Origin of the sequence: Halorhodospira sp. 9621 (assembly GCF_022228055.1) — a bacterium.
Lineage (GTDB): Bacteria > Pseudomonadota > Gammaproteobacteria > Nitrococcales > Halorhodospiraceae > Halorhodospira > Halorhodospira halophila_A.
In genome coordinates this window covers 1-16978 of the sequence record NZ_JAJNRD010000004.1, presented here as the reverse complement: position 1 = coordinate 16978, position 16978 = coordinate 1, and the positions used below count along the sequence as shown (strand labels likewise).

The following is a 16978-nucleotide window of genomic DNA, read 5'->3' as shown; positions in this document are numbered from 1 at the left end:
CCCATCGGCGGCGGAGCCCTGTGGCTCCGCCGTCGCTCCATGCCGGAATCAGCCCGATGCCTTTGAGCGGCTCGCCTGGGCCGTTCGATCCGGCCGCCTAGTTGGGCCGACGCTGGGGCCTGCCATGTGCGGCAGAAAGGCGCACTGCCCTCTTCCGGCTCGGTGATTGCGCTGCATCAATAGCAATGCGAAGCGTTCTCATTTAGATTGCGCCCGTATCCTGCAGGCATCCGAGAGAGGGCATCGATATGACCACCTGGAAACCGGGCCGTTCCCTGATCCTATTGGGGATCTTCGGCTTGGCTGTCAGCTCTGGATGGGCGATGGCCGGCTCTGAGCAGGCGCCGGCAAGCGGCGGCGTCGATCCGGCCCACGCCAAGGTTCTGCCCGAGGTGACCGTCACCACGGGCACCCGCAGCGAGCGGGCGCGGGAGCGAAGTCCGAGCAGTGTGGAAGTCATCGACCGTGAGCAGATCGAGCGCAGCGGCGGCGCCGATCTCGGTGAAGTCCTGCGCCGCGAGTCGAGCCTGTTCGTCAGCCCCGACGGCACCCAGGCAAGCATCCGCGGGGCGCGGCGCGAGGACAACGTGATCCTCATCGATGGCCGCCGGGTCCTCGGCGAGCCCAGCCGGCGCTACGAACTCAACCGCATCCCCACGGGGAGCATCGAGCGCATCGAGATCGTCAAGGGGCCGGGCAGCGTGCTCTACGGCGCCGACGCCCTCGGGGGCGTGATCAATGTCATCACCCGCAAGCCGGAACCCGGTCTCCATGGGGACATCGACGTGCAGGCCGGTGCCCGCACGGAGGATGCCGAGGCGGAGCGTTACCAGGCCGCCCTCGGTCTGCACGGCGGCGGTCTCGACACCCGCTTCCGGATCGACGCCCAGGCCACATCTCGGGCGGCATACAGCGAGACCGCCACGGTGCTGCCAGAGGGGCGACGGGGCATTAAGCCCGACAAGTTTGCGGATTACGACGTCCAAGAACGCTATACCATCGACGAAGACCGCCGGGACGAAGCCGACGTCTACACCCTAGCCGGTACGCTGGAGCACTTCTTCACCGATGACCTGCAGGTTACCCTGCAGGCCGATTACCTGCACGAAGAGCGGGAGCGCGACTACATCAACATCGGACCGACGCAGGTTGATGATGGGAATGACGGCGCGGTGGCGAACATCCCCGCCCGCTGGCTCGATGACAACCAGCGCCTGGGGCTCGCCGCGGCGGCGGACTGGCAGGCCACCGGGACGCTCAACCTCTTCTTCCGCAGCTACCGTAGCGTCTACGAGAAGGAGCGGATCGTCACCAGCGAGCCGTGGACCACGCTGGGCTATTCCGCGGGGGAGCGGCCCAAGGAGCGCGACCGGGACGTGACACTCACGGACTGGCGCCAGGAACTGATCGCCAGCTGGACCCCGGGGCGGGCGCACAGCGTGCAACTCGGTGCCGAGCACCGCGACCACGAGTACGAGGACCACCAGTTGGTCAGCGGCAGCGAAACCCGCTGGGATGCCGCCGCCTTCGCGCAGCACGAGTGGGCGGTTACCGACCGGCTGGATCTGGTCTACGGCGCCCGTTACGACGACAGCAGCCTGGACGACGCCGACAATACCGCGGTCGAAGGCGGTATCGTCTATGCCCTCGCGCCGGCGGCGCGGCTGCGGCTCAATTACGCCCAAGGGTACAGTGTGCCTGCAGCGCGTGATCTTTACGCCGACACGGCGCAGCCCTCCGGGAGGCGCCAGCTCGGTGCCGCCGTTGAGACGTCGGAGAAAGCCCCCCACAACCTCGATCCAGAGCGCAGCGAGAGTGTTGAGATCGGTCTCAGCGGCAGTCTCGGGGCCTTGGGCCCGGTGCGCGAGAGCCGCTACGACCTGGCGGTCTTCCACACTGTCATCGAGGATCGCATCACCCGTGAACGGCGGGGCGAGCCCTATGTCAGTTTCTACAACCTTGACGACGAGGCACGGATTGGCGGCAGCGAGGGCAGCCTCGAGCTGGCCCTGCCAGCCGGGCTGCGGGTGGATCTGGGGGTGACCTGGCTCGACGCCATCGAGCGTGGCGAGCGACACGAGCTGCCCTACGCCCCGGAGTGGAGCGCCCGGGCGGCCCTGGCCGGCGAGCACGGGGAGCGCTTCGGCTGGCGGGCGCGGGTGCAGTACACCGGCTCCCATGTTGATGAGATCGACCCGGATGACCAGCAGGCGCAGGAGGCCTTCACCCAAGTGGATCTGCAGGGCCATTACCGGCCGCCTGCCTGGGAGCAGGTCCGCCTCTACGCCGGCATCGACAACGTCTTCGATACCAGCAACGATACCTCGCTCTACGCCGATCCGGGTCGCTACGCCCGGCTCGGCCTGCGGGCTAGCTTCTGAGGAGGGCTGCGATACCATGCGCAACCGACTGTCCCGGCGCACGCTTGCAGCGGCCACCGCCGTGGGTCTGATGATGGCCATCGGCGGATTGGCGGCCGACGACCGCAAGGCCATCGAACTGAGCGAGGAGGACCGGACGCACTGCCTGGAGCGCATGCGCCTGTACCTGGAGGTGAGCAACGAGATCCTGCGCGCCACGCTCGAGCCGGATATGGAGGCCGCGCGCAGCCACGCCCTGACCGCGGTGCCACATCGTTACCGGGAGGATGACCTGGCGGATGCCGAGGTACCGGCGCGGGGCGCCGGGGCGGACGGTGAAGGCCGCGGCGAGGCGGGCCAGGGCGGGGGCGGCCAGGGCGGGGCCGGGATGGGGCGTTCCGGCCGCCCGGAGCGGATGGAGGCGGCCACGCCGGAGGCGTATCAGGGCATGATGCACCACCAGCACGAGGCCTTTCAGGAGATCGCCCGCGACGCCCGCGAGGTGGCCGATCCGGCCCACACCCAGCGGCAGCTGACCGAGCTCCAGGACAACTGCGTGGCCTGCCACAGCGCCTATCGCTTTGAGTGAGGCGCCCCCGTTGATCAGAAGAGCCGGCCCTGGTGGTCGTCCGGTTTCGGGCGCCTTCGTCGGCTGGGGGCGGGGCGGCGGCTGCCGTGGGCCTGCTGGATGGCATCCGCCTCACGATGGGCGGCAGGGTCTCGGCGGATGGCGCGAAAACGCTCGCGGGCGTGCCGGGCGGCCTGCTGGTGATCCACGACCGGCGCCGGGTAGTCACGGCCGATCCAACACCCCGTGGCCCGCTGCACCGAGGTGGGCATATGCCACGGCTCGTGGAGCCAGCGATCGGGTACGTGGGCCAGCTCCGGCAACCACTGCCGGATGAAGGTGCCCGCAGGGTCCTGCTCCTGGCTCTGCTTGACCGGGTTGTAGATGCGCAGGGTGTTGATCCCCGTCGTCCCGGACTGCATCTGCATCTGGCAGCAGTGGATGCCCACCTCGTAGTCCGTGAATTGTCGCGCCAGGAAGGGCGAGGTCCGTTTCCAGTCCAGCCACAGGTGGTAGCTGGCGAAGGCAACCACCATCGCGCGCATGCGGAAGTTCAGCCAGCCCCGGGCGTTGAGCTGGCGCATGCAGGCATCCACCAGCGGAAACCCGGTGGCGCCGCGGCACCAGGCCTCGAATCGCGCCGGGTCGAACTCTGCCTCGCGGAGCCCGTCGCAGGCGCGCTGCATGTTCTCGTGCTCGAAGCGCGGCTCCGATTCGAGTTTCTGCATGAAGTGGCAATGCCAGTGCAGTCGCTCCTCGAAGCCCTTCAGGGAGCGCAGCCACTGACCGCGTTCGGCGGAGCGGGGTTGCTCGCGCAGCGCCGCGCGTCGGGCACGGGTGGCGTGGACCACCTCGCGCAGGCTCAGCGTGCCGTGGGCCAGGTGCGGGCTCAGGCGCGAGCTGGCCAGCCAGGCCGGACCAGGGCTGGAGATCCCGCCGGAGTAGTGCTCGGCGCGGTTGGAGAGGAAGTCGAAGAGCACGGTGCGTCCCATGCGCCGCCCTCCGGGCTGCACGCGCATCTCGGGTGGCTCCGGGGCGAGCTCCGGCGTTGGCCACTCGGGGATGGGACCGATGTCCAGGCCGGGCAGGGGCGCAATGGCCTGCGGCGCCCTTGCCCGGGGTGCGCCCATCAGCGCCTCCCACTGATCCGCCCAGCCGTCACGGGAGCGCAGGCCGCGGACCACCCCGTGCTGTCGGTACTCCAGCCAGGGGATGCCGGTAGCTTTGAGGTAGGCGGCAACGCGGCGGTCGCGGGCGTAGGTCCAGCCGTTACCGGTCTCCTGGTGCGCGTGGACGGCGGCGATCGTGTAGTGCTGCTGCAGCTCCGCCAGTACCTCGCAGAGATCCCCGCGGCGGACCACCAGCGGCTGGCCGAGGGTGGCCAGCGCCTTGCGAAGATCCTTCAGGCTCGCCCGCACGAAGTGCCACTGCCGAGCGGAGGCATCGGGCTGGCGCCAGAGCTCCGGCTCCACCACGTACAGAGGCAGGACCACGCCGCGACGTGCGGCCTCGGTGAGCGGGGCGTGATCGTGGATGCGCAGGTCGCGCTTGAACCAAACCAGCTGAACCTCGGTTGCCACGGCACCTCCGCACGGATGTCCTGGGGTGGGGTTGGCCCGGCCGCGCGCGGGCTGCCCGCGATCCCGCTCGACGCTACGGGGCCTGCGCCACTACCTGAACGATGTGGGCCAGGCCGCTGTGGTAGCGCCCCTCCTCGACCCGGCGCTCGATCTCCTGACCGACCAGCAACTCCAGGCCCGGCAACTCGGCGCGCAGGCCCGCCAGGTCCATCATCATCTCCGCCGTCGGTGGTCCGCCGGTGCCGTAGGCCAGCTGCCGCGGGGTATAGGCCTCGAGCAGGAAGAGGCCTCCCGGGCGCAGACCGTTTGCGGCGCGTCGATGCACCTCGCGGCGGATGTCGGGGGGCAGGTGGCCGAAGATCGACACGATCCCCGCCCACGCCTCGGGCTCGATGGGGTGGTTGGCCAGATCCGCGTGGACGGTCTCGATCTCCACGCCGCGCTCAGCCGCGAGCCGGCGTGCCTTTTCCAGCCCCGCGGCAGAGCCGTCCACTGCGGTAACGGCGTGGCCGCGCTCGGCCAGCCAGACCGCGTTGCGCCCCTCGCCCTCGGCCAGGAAGAGCACCGGGCCGTCGGGGATGCGCCAGGCCTCACTGGCGAAGAACGTGTTTGGCTGCGTGCCGTAGGCGTACTCGTCGGGGTCTGCGTAACGTTCGTCCCACATGCTTGCGCTTGCGCCTTTACCGGATCCGTCCATCCGGGACGCTACCCGGGTCGGGACGCGGCGTCCATGGCGCGGTTAATGAGGGCTCCACGACTCACTCTCCCTCGTGCACGGAGTTACGCCGAGCCGTGGCGGACCAACCCACCCCCAACATCGAGTGGCGCTGGGTGCCCGTGGCTTACTTGGGCGATCAAGCGCGGGCCGGGGCCATCGACTGGCTCGACGCGGAGCGCCGCCTCGATGATGCCGCGGCGGCTGTGGATGCCAACACGCAAAAGGCACAGGCAGCCCGTATCGCGCAGGTGCCGCGACTGGTCTACGAGGATCCGGATGGGGAGGTGCGCTCCCTAACCGGTGGTGGTCCCCATGAGGTCCGCCAACTCGAGGAACTCGCCGCCGAAATGCCGTAGCGGGGCCCTCAATGGAACTCAAGGACGCCGCGCCCCCCAGCTTCCTGGGGGCGTCCTGGCTCGTCTAACGGCTCCATGAAGGGGCGGACTGCAGAGCTCAGTGCCGTGTAGACTGACGCAATACTCACTGTTTGCACGGGGAATCCATGGCTCTGTTTCACAAAATCCTGATCGCCAATCGCGGCGAGATCGCCATTCGGGTGATGCGTGCGGCGAATGAGCTTGGCAAGCGTACCGTCGCGATCTACGCCCAGGAGGATAAGCTCGGGCTCCACCGCTTCAAGGCGGACGAGGCCTATCAGATTGGCCAGGGCATGGGGCCGGTCGAGGCCTACCTCTCCATCGACGAGGTCATCCGGGTCGCGAAGATGGCCGGGGCGGACGCCGTTCACCCTGGTTACGGGCTGCTCTCGGAGAACCCTGAGTTGGTCGACGCCTGCGAGCGCGCCGGTATCACCTTTATCGGGCCGCGGGCGGAGACGATGCGCGAGCTTGGGGACAAGGCGAGCGCACGGCGGGTGGCCATCGCTGCCGGTGTTCCGGTGATCCCCGCCTCCGAGGTGCTTGGAGAGGATATGGCGGCTGCCCGGCGCTGGGCGGACGAGATCGGCTACCCGCTGATGCTCAAGGCCTCCTGGGGTGGCGGTGGACGCGGCATGCGACCGATCCACGGCCCCGAAGAGCTGGAAGCGAAAGTCCTGGAGGGGCGGCGCGAGGCGGAAGCGGCCTTCGGCAGTGGCGAAGGGTATCTCGAGAAGGTGATCGAGCGGGCCCGCCACGTCGAGGTGCAGGTGCTGGGCGATACCCACGGCGACCTCTACCACCTCTTCGAGCGCGACTGCACGGTGCAACGGCGCAACCAGAAGGTGGTGGAACGCGCACCGGCGCCGTACCTGACCCCGGAGCAGCGCGCCGAGGTCTGTGAGCTGGGGCTCAAGGTCGCCCGTCATGTGGGTTACCGGAACGCGGGTACGGTCGAGTTCCTCATGGACATGGAGACCGGTGCCTTCCACTTCATTGAGGTCAACCCGCGCATCCAGGTCGAGCACACCGTGACCGAGGAGGTTACGGGGATCGACATCGTCAAGGCGCAGATCCGAATCGCCGAAGGCGAGCACCTGGATACGGCCACGGGCAAGGCCGACCAGGGCGAGATCTGGCTCAACGGTCACGCCATGCAGTGCCGGGTCACCACGGAGGATCCGCAGAACAACTTCATCCCGGATTACGGCCGCATCACGGCCTACCGTTCGGCGACCGGCATGGGGATCCGGCTCGATGGCGGCACGGCCTACGCCGGCGGGGTCATCACCCGCTACTACGACTCGCTGTTGGTGAAGGTAACGGCCTGGGCGCCCACACCGGCGGAGACGATTACGCGGATGGATCGCGCCCTGCGCGAATTCCGCATCCGTGGCGTCTCCACCAACATCCCGTTCGTGGAGAATCTGATCAAGCACCCGGTGTTCCTCGACAACACCTACACCACGCGCTTTATCGATAACACGCCGGAGCTCTTCGCGTTCGACAAGCGCCGGGACCGGGCCACCCGGCTGCTGACCTATCTGGCCGAGATCACCGTCAACGGTCACCCGGAGGTCCTCGATCGGCCCCGGCCGGCGGCTGGGCTGCCCCTGCCGGTGCCGCCCGCCCCGCGGGGTGAGCCGGTGCCGGGCACCCGCAACCTGCTCGATGAGCAGGGGCCGCAGGCCGTCGCCGATTGGTTGGCGGGACGGAAGGAGTTGCTGCTCACCGATACCACCATGCGCGATGCCCACCAGTCGCTGCTGGCAACCCGCATGCGCACCTTCGATATGGCCCGGGTTGCGCCGGCGTATGCGGCCAATCTGCCGCAGCTGTTCAGCGTCGAGTGCTGGGGCGGGGCCACCTTCGATGTCGCCTATCGCTTCCTGCAGGAGTGCCCCTGGCAGCGGCTGCGGCAGATCCGGGAGGCGATGCCGAACGTGATGACGCAGATGCTGCTGCGCGGCTCCAACGGCGTGGGCTACACCAACTATCCGGACAACGTGGTGCGCGCCTTTGTCCACCAGGCCGCCGAGAGCGGCGTCGACGTCTTCCGCGTCTTCGACAGCCTCAACTGGGTCGAGAACATGCGCGAGGCGATGGACGCGGTGCTAGAAAGTGGCAAGGTGTGTGAGGGGACGATCTGCTACACCGGCGATATCCTCGATCCGGGCCGCGCCAAGTACGACCTCAAGTACTACGTGGCGATGGGCAAGGCGCTGCGCGATGCCGGTGCCCACATCCTTGGGGTGAAGGATATGGCCGGGTTGCTCAAGCCGGCGGCGGCGCGGGTGCTGTTCCGGGCGCTCAAGGAGGAGGTGGGGCTGCCGATCCACTTCCACACCCACGACACGAGTGGCATTGCCGGTGCCACCATCCTCGCCGCGGCCGATGCCGGCGTCGATGTGGCCGACGTGGCCATGGATGCCTTCTCGGGCAACACCTCGCAACCGGTCCTGGGCTCCATCGTCGAGGCGCTGCGGCATACGGAGCGGGACACCGGGATCGACATGGCGGATGTCCGTGCCATCTCCAATTACTGGGAGCAGGTGCGGGCCCACTACGCCGCCTTCGAGACCGGCCAGCAGTCACCGTCGTCCGAGGTCTACCTCCACGAGATGCCGGGTGGGCAGTTCACCAACCTCAAGGCGCAGGCCCGCTCGCTGGGGTTGGAGGAGCGCTGGCACGAGGTGGCGCAGGCCTACGCCGACGCGAACGAGATCTTCGGCGATATCGTGAAGGTCACCCCCTCCTCCAAGGTGGTGGGTGATATGGCGCTGATGATGGTGAGCCAGGGCCTGACCCGCGAGCAGGTCGAGGACCCGGCCGTGGAGGTGAGCTTCCCGGATTCGGTCATCGACATGCTGCGCGGCAACCTCGGGCAGCCGCCCGGCGGTTGGCCGCAGGGTATCCAGCAGAAAGTGCTCAAAGGGGAGCAGCCGCTGCAGGATCGCCCCGGCAAGTACCTCGAGCCCCTCGATCTGGAAGCAGCCCGGCAACAGGTCAGCGACGCGCTCGACGGCGCCGAAATCGACGACGAGCACCTCCATGGCTACCTGATGTACCCGAAGGTCTTCACCGAGTACATGCGGCGTCGCGAACGCTTTGGTCCCGTGAGCGCTCTGCCAACGCGCAACTTCTTCTACGGCATGGAGCCGGAGGAGGAGATCAGCGTTGACATCGACCACGGCAAGACCTTGGAGATCCGGCTGATGACCGTCAGCGAGCCGGGTGACGACGGGGAGCGCCGCGTTTTCTTCGAGCTCAACGGCCAGCCCCGGACCGTTCGAGTGGCGGACAGCAAGGCCAAGGCGAACGTGGTGCAGGCCCCCAAGGCCGAGTCGGGCAATCCCGCCCATGTGGGCGCTCCCACGCCCGGTGTGGTGGTCTCGGTGGCCGCAACACCGGGGCAGCATGTCCAGGCCGGTGATCTGCTGCTGACCATTGAGGCGATGAAGATGGAGATGGCGCTGCAAGCCGAGCGCGATGGCGAGATCAAAGCCGTACACGTTCAGCCCGGCAGCCAGATCGAGGCCAAGGACCTGCTGATCGAGTTCGCAGCCTAGGGGGCAGTCAACACCGCGAAGGTCTTCTGGTTGACGGGGCACCAGCCGCTGTCATCGGTGAGGGTCTGGAGTTACCCCGCTGCCGTGGACGGTTTTCGGCTTTCTGGCGTTACCTCGCTACCGAGGACGGTTTTTAGCTGGTTTCGTCGCTGCGTTTCCGGCGGGGCAGGGAGCTGAGGGTACTGCTACACTGCGGGTGGTGTTTGTGTTCGGTTAATGTCTCGCTCTACTCGGTTACCAGGGAGCTAACGAATGTCAAGGATGAGGCGCCGGATGTCCGGTATCGGAGGCGAGGCATGACCGACGAACAGGCCAGTGGACAGGCTGGCTGCGGAGAGAACCAGCTGGGCCCGCTCGCGGCAAGCTCGGCGTGCTACGCCGCTGCCGGCGGGGCTCCACTTCGTGGAGATGCACCGACCCACCCCGCACGCCCGGCGCCGGGGCGCTCTGCCGGCAGCGCGCAACTGCCGTCGAAGCGGGTAGCACTCGTGGGCCGCGCCGATATCCAGTCACGCCTGCTGCGCGAGTTGATCGAGCACAGTGGTGTCTGCCGGGCCGAGTTGATCGAGCCGGCCTCGCTGGACGCGGCCATAGCCGGCGGTGATCGGGATCTGTTCCTGGTTCCGTGGCGCTGCCTTGGAGAAGAGCAGCCTTCGACGTCTACTTGGGAGGCGGCGGGGCTCGCGGCCTGCAGCCGGGTGGCCCTGCTCGATGTCCCCCTTCCGGAGGACGTAGCGCCGCTGCTCGGGTGCCCCGGCCTCGTGGGCGTGTTCACCGCGGATACGTCGCCGGAGATCCTCCTCCGAGGGGTCGATGCCATGCTCGATGGCGAGATCTGGCTGCCGCGCCGCGCGCTCAGCGCCTGGATCGCGGCGGAGCGGTGCCGACCCGCCACAGCGGGGGTGGCATCGGGCGGGGTGCTCGATGCGCTTACGGCCCGCGAGCGTGCGGTGCTCCATGCCCTCGCGGAAGGGGCGCCGAACAAGACCATCGCCCACCGGCTCTGCGTCAGTGTCCATACCGTCAAGGCCCAGCTGAACGCGCTCTACCGCAAGCTGCGGGTCGCCAACCGGGTCGAGGCGGCCATCTGGGCGTGCCGCTGGCTGGACGCCCTACCCGAAAGTCGTAGACCAGAGTCGGATCTCCTACCTTTCTACTAGCGCGCGCCTGGCCGGAGCCGTCCGTGATCTAGACCCTTGGTCGGTACTCCGGCGCAGCCCCGCGCGCTACCTTACCTGGTATCCGGGTTCCGACGGGTGACCTGCAAGGGCGCCTGCCCGCCAGGTAGTGCACCCGGAGACGCCATCGCCGAGGGAGGATGCCCCATGCCCGCGTCCGGCAACGATACGGTGTACCAGGTCACCGCCGCGGAGGTCTGCCTGCTCTGTAAGCCGTGGCTGCAGAACCGGCTGCTGGCGGAGCATCTCGACCAACAGTTGCCCCTTGAGTGCCGGATGGCGGATGACGCTTACCTGGAGCATCTCCTCGATGATGGGGCTGCCCGGCTCCTGCTGCTGGACGTGGCCTCGGGCGCTCACGCCTTGGACCGGGCATCCCGGATGGAAGAGGCCGGTGCCCCGGGGGCGGGGCCCGGTGTGGCGCTGCTGAATGTACCTCCTGGCGTCGAGCTCGGACGCTACCTGGCGCACAGCCGGATCCTGGGCGTCTTCTCGGAGGGTACGGGGCCGGATCAGCTGGTCCGTGGGGTGCAGGCCATGCTCGACGGCGAGCTGTGGTTCCCGCGGGAGGCCTTAAACGAGTATCTGCTGCAGCTGCGCAGGGAGGGGGGTACTCCGGCTGCGGCAACCGCTGCGACGCCCGAGGCGGGTGACGCCGCGGAGCGCGCGCGGCTGGACGGGCTCACCGCCAAGGAGCGCGAGGTCCTGCGTGCGCTGGGCGAGGGTGCGACGAACGAGGCCATCGGGCGGGAGCTGGGCATGAGCGTGTGCACGGTCAAGACGCACCTCTACAGCATCTACCGCAAGCTCGGCGTCGCCAACCGGACGGCCGCGGCCCTGATCGGGTGGCGGTACCTGAGTGGGGCGCGGTCCGGGCAGGGGGCGGGATAGTGTCCGGAAGCCGCCTTCCGCGCTCCGACTCACGCGAGGGATTATCCCCGCCTCCCGGCGATCAGAAAACCTTGCGATGCGGGATGGAGCGAACTCCTACCAATGGCTATCCGGGCCGGGAATACATCATGGAGCTATGGTCGATTCGCGTACGGCTGCCCCGAGGCTAGCCTGACTCGGACGCCAGCGAGCCGGTTCGGCGGCGCGCGCGGCGCAGGAGCGTACCGCGGCGGGATCCCGGCAACGGGTCCCTGAGCGGTCCATCAGGCAACTCAACATTCGTGTTGATGTAAAAGGGGATCAAGTCATGAAGAAAATTGCAGCGGGTGCAACCACGCTTGTGGCTCTCGGGATGGCCCTTCCGGCTGCGGCGGAGGACGCGGTGGTCGATATCGATGTGACAGTCGAGGAGATCGCGGTCCTCGACGTCATTACTCCACAAGGCTCGATGGTCATCGACGATGACTCGGATACGTTCATGGGCAAACCCTCGTCCGAGGGTAGCGTGTTCAGTGGCAGCGACCTCGCTGTCATTCGTCTTTCGACCAACTACGAGGTGAACGCGATCCAGGTCGATTTCGACCGTCAGAGTGGGTTTCGGCAGCCGGATTCCGCTACCTATTTCGGTGTAGCTAAGGGCAATAACACTGATAATACGCTCGGAGTCTGGCCCCAGATCGCGAACTGGGATATAGAGAACCAAGACATTCCTGGCGGCGGGGGCGCTATGACCTCGCACGGTGGAGATGACCAGCCCCTTACCCATAATAATAATGGTGCACCTTTCGGGAACGGTGAGCACTACTTCGCCCTCGGTGTCTCGACCAATTGGGACCGGACGCTTGATGACGATGACGAGCCACTGTTTGCTGCGCCGGATACTTACAATATCGAGCTCACGGCGACCGTGGTCCCGGATTGATGCCGTTGCGGGTGTCCGCGATGGATGTCGCACCATTGCGGTAACGGAGCGGCGGCCCTGCCGGGCCGCCGCTCGCAGGATGAGGGGAGGCGGAGGGCGGTGCCATGGAGTCTCGAGCAAGAATGGGGGTCGGACTGCTCCTGGCGATAGGGCTGTCGCCCTGCGCGCAGGCGCAGCACTCGGAAAGCGCCCAGATCGTGGAGGTGGCGGTGACGGTCGAGGACGTTGCGGTGCTGGAGGTCGGCGAGACGAGTGGCTCGATCCTGATATCCGATAACCTGCGAACGGGCTGGCTACCGGACCCCGCCGCGGACGAGCCGGGGCAGATTCGCCTTGCGACGAACTTCTGCGTGGATGCGATCCGGATTGACTTCCCGCGTAGCGACGCGTTCCGCGATACCGGTGGTGATTTCTTCGGCGAGGCCCTTGGCATCGGTACAGGCCATACCATCGGCGTGGTGCCGGTTGCCGCTGTCCCGGACCCTGCCGGGGGCGGTGTCAATTTCCAGGCCTTCGGGGGAACGAGCCAGCTTTTTGGCGTGTCGCCCGAAGCGCCGCTGCGGGGTGGGGCCGACACCCCGTTCGAGGTGAACGGTCACGCTGCTACGGGCGGTAACTTCTGCGCCGGCATCCACGATGTCTATCTCAGCGTGGTCGGCAAGTGGGACGTGACCCTGCCGAACGAGCCGACGTTCGCTGACCCCGATACCTACAGGATCGAGCTGACCGCGACGATCCTGCCCTGATGGCGACACCGCTCGCCGCTCGCTTGACGTGAGGAGATAACAACGTGTTCCGGATGCCCCGCATGCTGGCTGCGGCAGCGCTGGCGGCCGCCCTGATCGGTCCCGGCATTGACCCGGCCTCGGCCCAGCAAAATCTCACGGTGCGGCCGATGAAGGTGGAGGCCGACATCCCAGCGAACCGGACCTCCCGGGTGACGCTACGGGTTCAGAACCACCACGCGACCCAGGCGGAGACGCTGCGCCTCGAGGTGGTGGACCTGGCCCAGAGAAAGGATGGCCGGCTGAGCATTGTTGACGGGACACGGCGCGAGACGCTCGGCGAGCTCGCGCGCCAGGCCTCCAGCCGGGACTGGATCGAGCTGCCGTCCGATACGGTGGTCGTCGAGCCCGAGACGGTGGCGGAGATCCCTGCCCTGCTCCGGGTCCCGCCCGATGCGCGCGGCGCCTACGTCTCGGCCATCCGGGTGCTGACCGAGGCGCCGCCGACGCCTGAGCGCGGCGAGGAGCAGGACCAGCAGGGTTTTTTCGCGGTGAGCTTCGGCTTCCTGATTCCCTTGCTCACCGAGATCGAGGGCCGCCCCGTGCGCCAGGATGTCGGGCTTAGCGACGTGTCCATGCGCTTCGACGACGGCCGCGATGCGGACGGCAACGAGATCGGCGAGCCGACCACCCGCGTGGCCTTCGCCATCGACAACCGGGGGCGTACCCACTCCAGCGTGCAAGGCGACCTGCGGGTGGAGAGGCGCGTCGGGGATAGCTGGCGCCTGGTTACGCGCACGGAGCTCGCTCGGAGGAACGTCCTGCCCGGTGCGAGTCTGGAGCTCGCCCGGGACCTGGAGCGGCGCCTGCCCTCGGGCGAGTACCGTCTGGTCGGCGAGATCGCGGTGGACGGGCGGCGCGAGCCACGCCTCGTCAAGGAGATCGACTTCGAGGGAGACCCGGACACGGACTCGGTGGCGTATGACACGGCGCTCCGTCTGGAGCCCGCCTCCATCGACCTGGGCGTGGTCCCCGGTGCCACGCGAGCCGAGACGGTGGCGGTGACGAACCCGGCCGACAGGCCGGTGACCGTGGAGGCTGCAGTGCGCACGCCGGAGGCGCTGCGGGGTGTAGCGATGGGCGACCTGATGGGGGATCAGCTCTCCGCTGCGCCTTGGGTGCAGATGCGCCCGGAACGCTTCACGATCCGCCCGGACGGCCAGCGCACCATCCGTGTGATGAGCCGGGTCCCGAGGGAGGGCGTGGAGCAGGCGAACTACTATGCGGATATCGTCCTCGAGGGCCGGTACGCGGATGGGCAGAGCGCCGGGCAGACTCGCTCGATGCTTCGCCTGCAACACGAGGCGGTGGAGCCGGTGGTGGAGGCCTCGATCGGCCGTATCGGTGTCGCTCTCGGCGATGAGCCGTCGAGCGCGGTCGTGCAGTCGAGGCTCACGAATACGGGCAGTGTCCATCTCGAGCCGGCCGCCGGTGTCGAGCTGATCAGCGGGACCGGCCGGATTGTCGTTCGCTCGGACCTTGTCGGTGAGGCGGGGGTCCTGCTCCCGCTGGGGGTGCGCGATCTCGGCGGCACGCTGGACCTGTCCTCGGTGGAGCCGGGCGAGTACACCCTGCGCATTACCTCCTACCAGGGTGGGACACGGATCGCGCAGGAGTCGGTCGCCGTCCACATCGGCGACGTCGCTGATGGCGGCGAGCGGGAGCTGATGGTCACGGGCGGATCGGGCGCAGCAGCGCGGGCGGAGTGAAGACGGGGGTGCCGACGCGGCTTGCTCCGCAGGCGGCGGAGCGGTGAGCGCGGTTTGCGCGCACGCTTGGGGGGAGTGGATGATCAAGGGGGTTCTTCGTCACGTTGTGCTCGGCACTGCCGTGTGGATCAGCCTGCCGTTCGCCATGGCGGAGCAGGACGAGATCCTGATCAGCAATGTTTTCGTGGATGCCCGCCTGCGCATGGCCCTGGAGGATGTCAGCGCCCAGGCGGGCGTGAACATCATCGCCGATCCCACCGTCAGCGGGCTGGTCACGGTTGAGCTCGACGAGGTCAGCGTCGACAAGGCCCTGGAGCTCTTGCTCGCAGGGTCGGATTACCAGGTCTATCGGCATCCCGACTATTACCTGGTTTTCAGCCCCGATGAGTCGTCGGCGATCTTCCCCTCGGTCTCCGAGACGCGGCTCATCCGGCTTGATCATAAAAGAGCGGAGGAGGCGCGGGCGATGTTGCCCAACGCGCTTCAGCGCTACGCGCGGGTGGGTCGCGAGTCCAACATGCTGGCGATCACGGCGCCGGTCTCGCTCCTGGAGCAGATCGTGGCGGAGCTCGGGGTCATTGATACCCCGGGGGGTGAGCAGACCCGCTTTGTGGGGCTGGAGCACATCAGGGCGGGGTCGGCTCGCGACTTGCTGCCGCCGCGGCTGCAGCGATACGTGCGGGTGGACGACGAGCGGAACACAGTCGCGGTAACGGCCCCGGCGGGACCGCTTGAGCGGATCCTTGGGCAGCTGGACGAGCTCGATACGCCCGGGCTCACCGTGGACCTTGACCTTCCTGCATCGGGGGGTACGGAGCTGGTCAAGCTAGGGCACGTTTCTGCAGGGACGGCGATGGACCTGTTGCCGGAGGCGCTGCACGCCTATGTGCGCCCGAACGCGGAGTCCAACACCCTGGCGGTCTCCGCGCCGGCGCAGATACGCGCCGGGATCCTGGCAGATCTCGCCGCGATCGACGTACCGCGCCACCATGTGATGCTCGACGCGCGGGTCGTAGTGCTCGAGCGCGGGGATCTGCTCGACTTTGGCGTCAACTGGGACTTCCCCACCGCCACTGCGGGCACGTTCATCGACGACGAGACGAGCCCGAGCTGGCCCTGGGGGCTGCGCATCGGGTTCACGCCGGGGCGTGAGTTCACCAACGCCCTGGCCATGACGCTCAATATGCTGACCCAGAATGAGGAGGCCACCATCGTCTCCACCCCCCAGGTGTTGGCCCAGGACGGCAAGGAGGCGGAGATCAGTGTCGTCACCGAGGAGTGGTTCGAGATAACCACGGATGCGACGACCTTCGCGCGCGCGCAGCTGGAGCAGATCGAGACCGGAACCGTCCTCGCGATCACGCCACAGGTCGGATCGAACGGCGAGCTGACCCTGGACATGGATATCGAGGTCAGCGATGTGGTCGGGCGGGGGGCGTCGAACCTGCCGGTGGTCAGCCGCCGCACTGCGCACAGTACGGTGCAGGTCGAGAACGGGGGGACGGCGGCCGTGGCAGGCTTGGTGGATACGCGCTCGCGGTTTACGCGAACCGGCGTTCCGGGGGTTGGTAGGCTGCCGCTGCTCGGACGCGCCTTCCGCAGTGATCAACTCGACCACGAGGCGCGGCAGGTGGCCGTCTTTGTGACCGCCACCCTCGTCGAGGAGTCGGATCGGTTGTTCAGCGACGGACGCCGCGAGCTGCCGCCGGTAGAGGTTATCGATGAGGACGAGTTCCGGGATGCGCTGGCAGCGGCCCTCAGCCGGCTGGAGACCGGGGCGAGGAGAGACGAATGACCAGGGCAGAGGCGAGCAGTCGGCGTCGGCCGCGCCTGCTGCTGCTTGCGCTTCTGGTCGTCCTGGGGTTGAGCGGCTGCGCGACCACAGAGCGGGGCGTGGCCATGAGCCGGGAGGCGGTGACGCCGATCACGGTTGGCCAGGCTACTCCGGTAGGTGCCGATGAGCTGGCGGAGGCGATGCTCCGGGCAGGATTCGATCGGGACCAAATCCTTGATATCGGCCCAGCGATACGGAACGCCCTGGCAACATCGGGCGGGGCGCAGGTGCGGGATGACAGTAGCGTGGAGGCGCTTTTCGCGGTTCACTCTGGCCGGCTCTATGTGACGAGCCGCAGTCGGGGCAACTTCATTCAGGAGCTGCCCGGGGCAAGTGCCGCCAACGGCGGCGGTTGATCCTGGGGCGGGGCATCGATGATGGTCTGGTCTTGCGCGCGGCCATCGGAGGCCGGACCGCCGGACAGCGCGCTTGGCTGCGACCCTGACAGCCCAGGGCGCCGTCGGTTTCTGACCGGCGCTACCGCCGA

At 67.9% G+C, this 16978-nt stretch carries 13 protein-coding genes; 11 read left to right on the top strand and 2 right to left on the bottom strand.

The genetic code is table 11. From position 1 onward, the window contains the following. Positions 1 to 248 precede the first annotated feature (248 nt). Entirely contained in the window at positions 249 to 2381 is a 2133-nt protein-coding gene (locus LRF89_RS03225) for a TonB-dependent receptor plug domain-containing protein (protein ID WP_238636599.1), read from the top strand. A 16-nt stretch (positions 2382 to 2397) separates the two neighbouring features. Beyond that, positions 2398 to 2949: a hypothetical protein gene (locus tag LRF89_RS03220; protein ID WP_238636598.1), complete on the top strand. Its 552-nt coding sequence runs from the start codon at positions 2398 to 2400 to the stop codon at positions 2947 to 2949. 14 nt (positions 2950 to 2963) lie between these two features. Here LRF89_RS03220 and LRF89_RS03215 read toward each other — a convergent pair whose 3' ends face one another. Together LRF89_RS03215 and LRF89_RS03210 are read right to left on the bottom strand one after the other, a co-directional pair. Next, complete coding sequence (locus LRF89_RS03215) at positions 2964 to 4508, bottom strand: FAD-binding domain-containing protein (protein WP_238636597.1); 1545 nt, start codon at positions 4506 to 4508, stop codon at positions 2964 to 2966. A gap of 73 nt (positions 4509 to 4581) precedes the next feature. Next, the gene (locus tag LRF89_RS03210; protein WP_238636596.1) at positions 4582 to 5172 is read right to left on the bottom strand and encodes an SAM-dependent methyltransferase; all 591 of its coding nucleotides are present in this window, start codon (positions 5170 to 5172) and stop codon (positions 4582 to 4584) included. Positions 5173 to 5300: 128 nt separating this feature from the next. Between LRF89_RS03210 and LRF89_RS03205 the strand changes: the two genes are divergently transcribed. From LRF89_RS03205 to LRF89_RS03165, 9 genes are all read left to right on the top strand, one after another. Beyond that, positions 5301 to 5582, top strand: coding sequence for a hypothetical protein (locus LRF89_RS03205; protein ID WP_238636595.1), 282 nt, complete (start codon positions 5301 to 5303; stop codon positions 5580 to 5582). Between the two features lie 146 nt (positions 5583 to 5728). After that, complete coding sequence (pyc, locus tag LRF89_RS03200; protein ID WP_238636594.1) at positions 5729 to 9172, top strand: pyruvate carboxylase; 3444 nt, start codon at positions 5729 to 5731, stop codon at positions 9170 to 9172. 296 nt (positions 9173 to 9468) lie between these two features. Continuing rightward, a complete protein-coding gene (locus LRF89_RS03195; RefSeq protein ID WP_238636593.1) occupies positions 9469 to 10332 on the top strand; it encodes a helix-turn-helix transcriptional regulator in 864 nt (287 codons plus the stop codon). 165 nt (positions 10333 to 10497) lie between these two features. Then, positions 10498 to 11241, top strand: a complete 744-nt coding sequence (locus LRF89_RS03190) for a response regulator transcription factor (protein ID WP_238636592.1) — start codon at positions 10498 to 10500, stop codon at positions 11239 to 11241. 307 nt (positions 11242 to 11548) lie between these two features. Continuing rightward, positions 11549 to 12163: a hypothetical protein gene (locus LRF89_RS03185; protein WP_238636591.1), complete on the top strand. Its 615-nt coding sequence runs from the start codon at positions 11549 to 11551 to the stop codon at positions 12161 to 12163. 122 nt (positions 12164 to 12285) lie between these two features. Next, on the top strand, positions 12286 to 12909 hold the full coding sequence (locus tag LRF89_RS03180; protein WP_238636590.1) for a hypothetical protein: 624 nt from the start codon (positions 12286 to 12288) through the stop codon (positions 12907 to 12909). Positions 12910 to 12953: 44 nt separating this feature from the next. Then, complete coding sequence (locus tag LRF89_RS03175) at positions 12954 to 14657, top strand: hypothetical protein (RefSeq protein WP_238636589.1); 1704 nt, start codon at positions 12954 to 12956, stop codon at positions 14655 to 14657. A gap of 79 nt (positions 14658 to 14736) precedes the next feature. Then, positions 14737 to 16452: a type II secretion system protein GspD gene (locus LRF89_RS03170; RefSeq protein ID WP_238636588.1), complete on the top strand. Its 1716-nt coding sequence runs from the start codon at positions 14737 to 14739 to the stop codon at positions 16450 to 16452. Next, a complete protein-coding gene (locus LRF89_RS03165; protein WP_201168191.1) occupies positions 16449 to 16847 on the top strand; it encodes a hypothetical protein in 399 nt (132 codons plus the stop codon). The genes LRF89_RS03170 and LRF89_RS03165 overlap by 4 nt, the downstream gene beginning before the upstream one ends. The last annotated feature ends 131 nt before the right edge of the window (positions 16848 to 16978 follow it).

Excerpts from the sequence above, each read along its gene's own strand:
- LRF89_RS03170 (WP_238636588.1), top strand. The coding sequence starts at position 14,737 with ATGATCAAGGGGGTTCTTCGTCACGTTGTGCTCGGCACTGCCGTGTGG.
- pyc (WP_238636594.1), top strand. The coding sequence starts at position 5,729 with ATGGCTCTGTTTCACAAAATCCTGATCGCCAATCGCGGCGAGATCGCC.
- LRF89_RS03165 (WP_201168191.1), top strand. The coding sequence starts at position 16,449 with ATGACCAGGGCAGAGGCGAGCAGTCGGCGTCGGCCGCGCCTGCTGCTG.
- LRF89_RS03190 (WP_238636592.1), top strand. The coding sequence starts at position 10,498 with ATGCCCGCGTCCGGCAACGATACGGTGTACCAGGTCACCGCCGCGGAG.
- LRF89_RS03185 (WP_238636591.1), top strand. The coding sequence starts at position 11,549 with ATGAAGAAAATTGCAGCGGGTGCAACCACGCTTGTGGCTCTCGGGATG.
- LRF89_RS03225 (WP_238636599.1), top strand. The coding sequence starts at position 249 with ATGACCACCTGGAAACCGGGCCGTTCCCTGATCCTATTGGGGATCTTC.
- LRF89_RS03195 (WP_238636593.1), top strand. The coding sequence starts at position 9,469 with ATGACCGACGAACAGGCCAGTGGACAGGCTGGCTGCGGAGAGAACCAG.
- LRF89_RS03180 (WP_238636590.1), top strand. The coding sequence starts at position 12,286 with ATGGGGGTCGGACTGCTCCTGGCGATAGGGCTGTCGCCCTGCGCGCAG.
- LRF89_RS03210 (WP_238636596.1), bottom strand. The coding sequence starts at position 5,172 with ATGTGGGACGAACGTTACGCAGACCCCGACGAGTACGCCTACGGCACG.
- LRF89_RS03220 (WP_238636598.1), top strand. The coding sequence starts at position 2,398 with ATGCGCAACCGACTGTCCCGGCGCACGCTTGCAGCGGCCACCGCCGTG.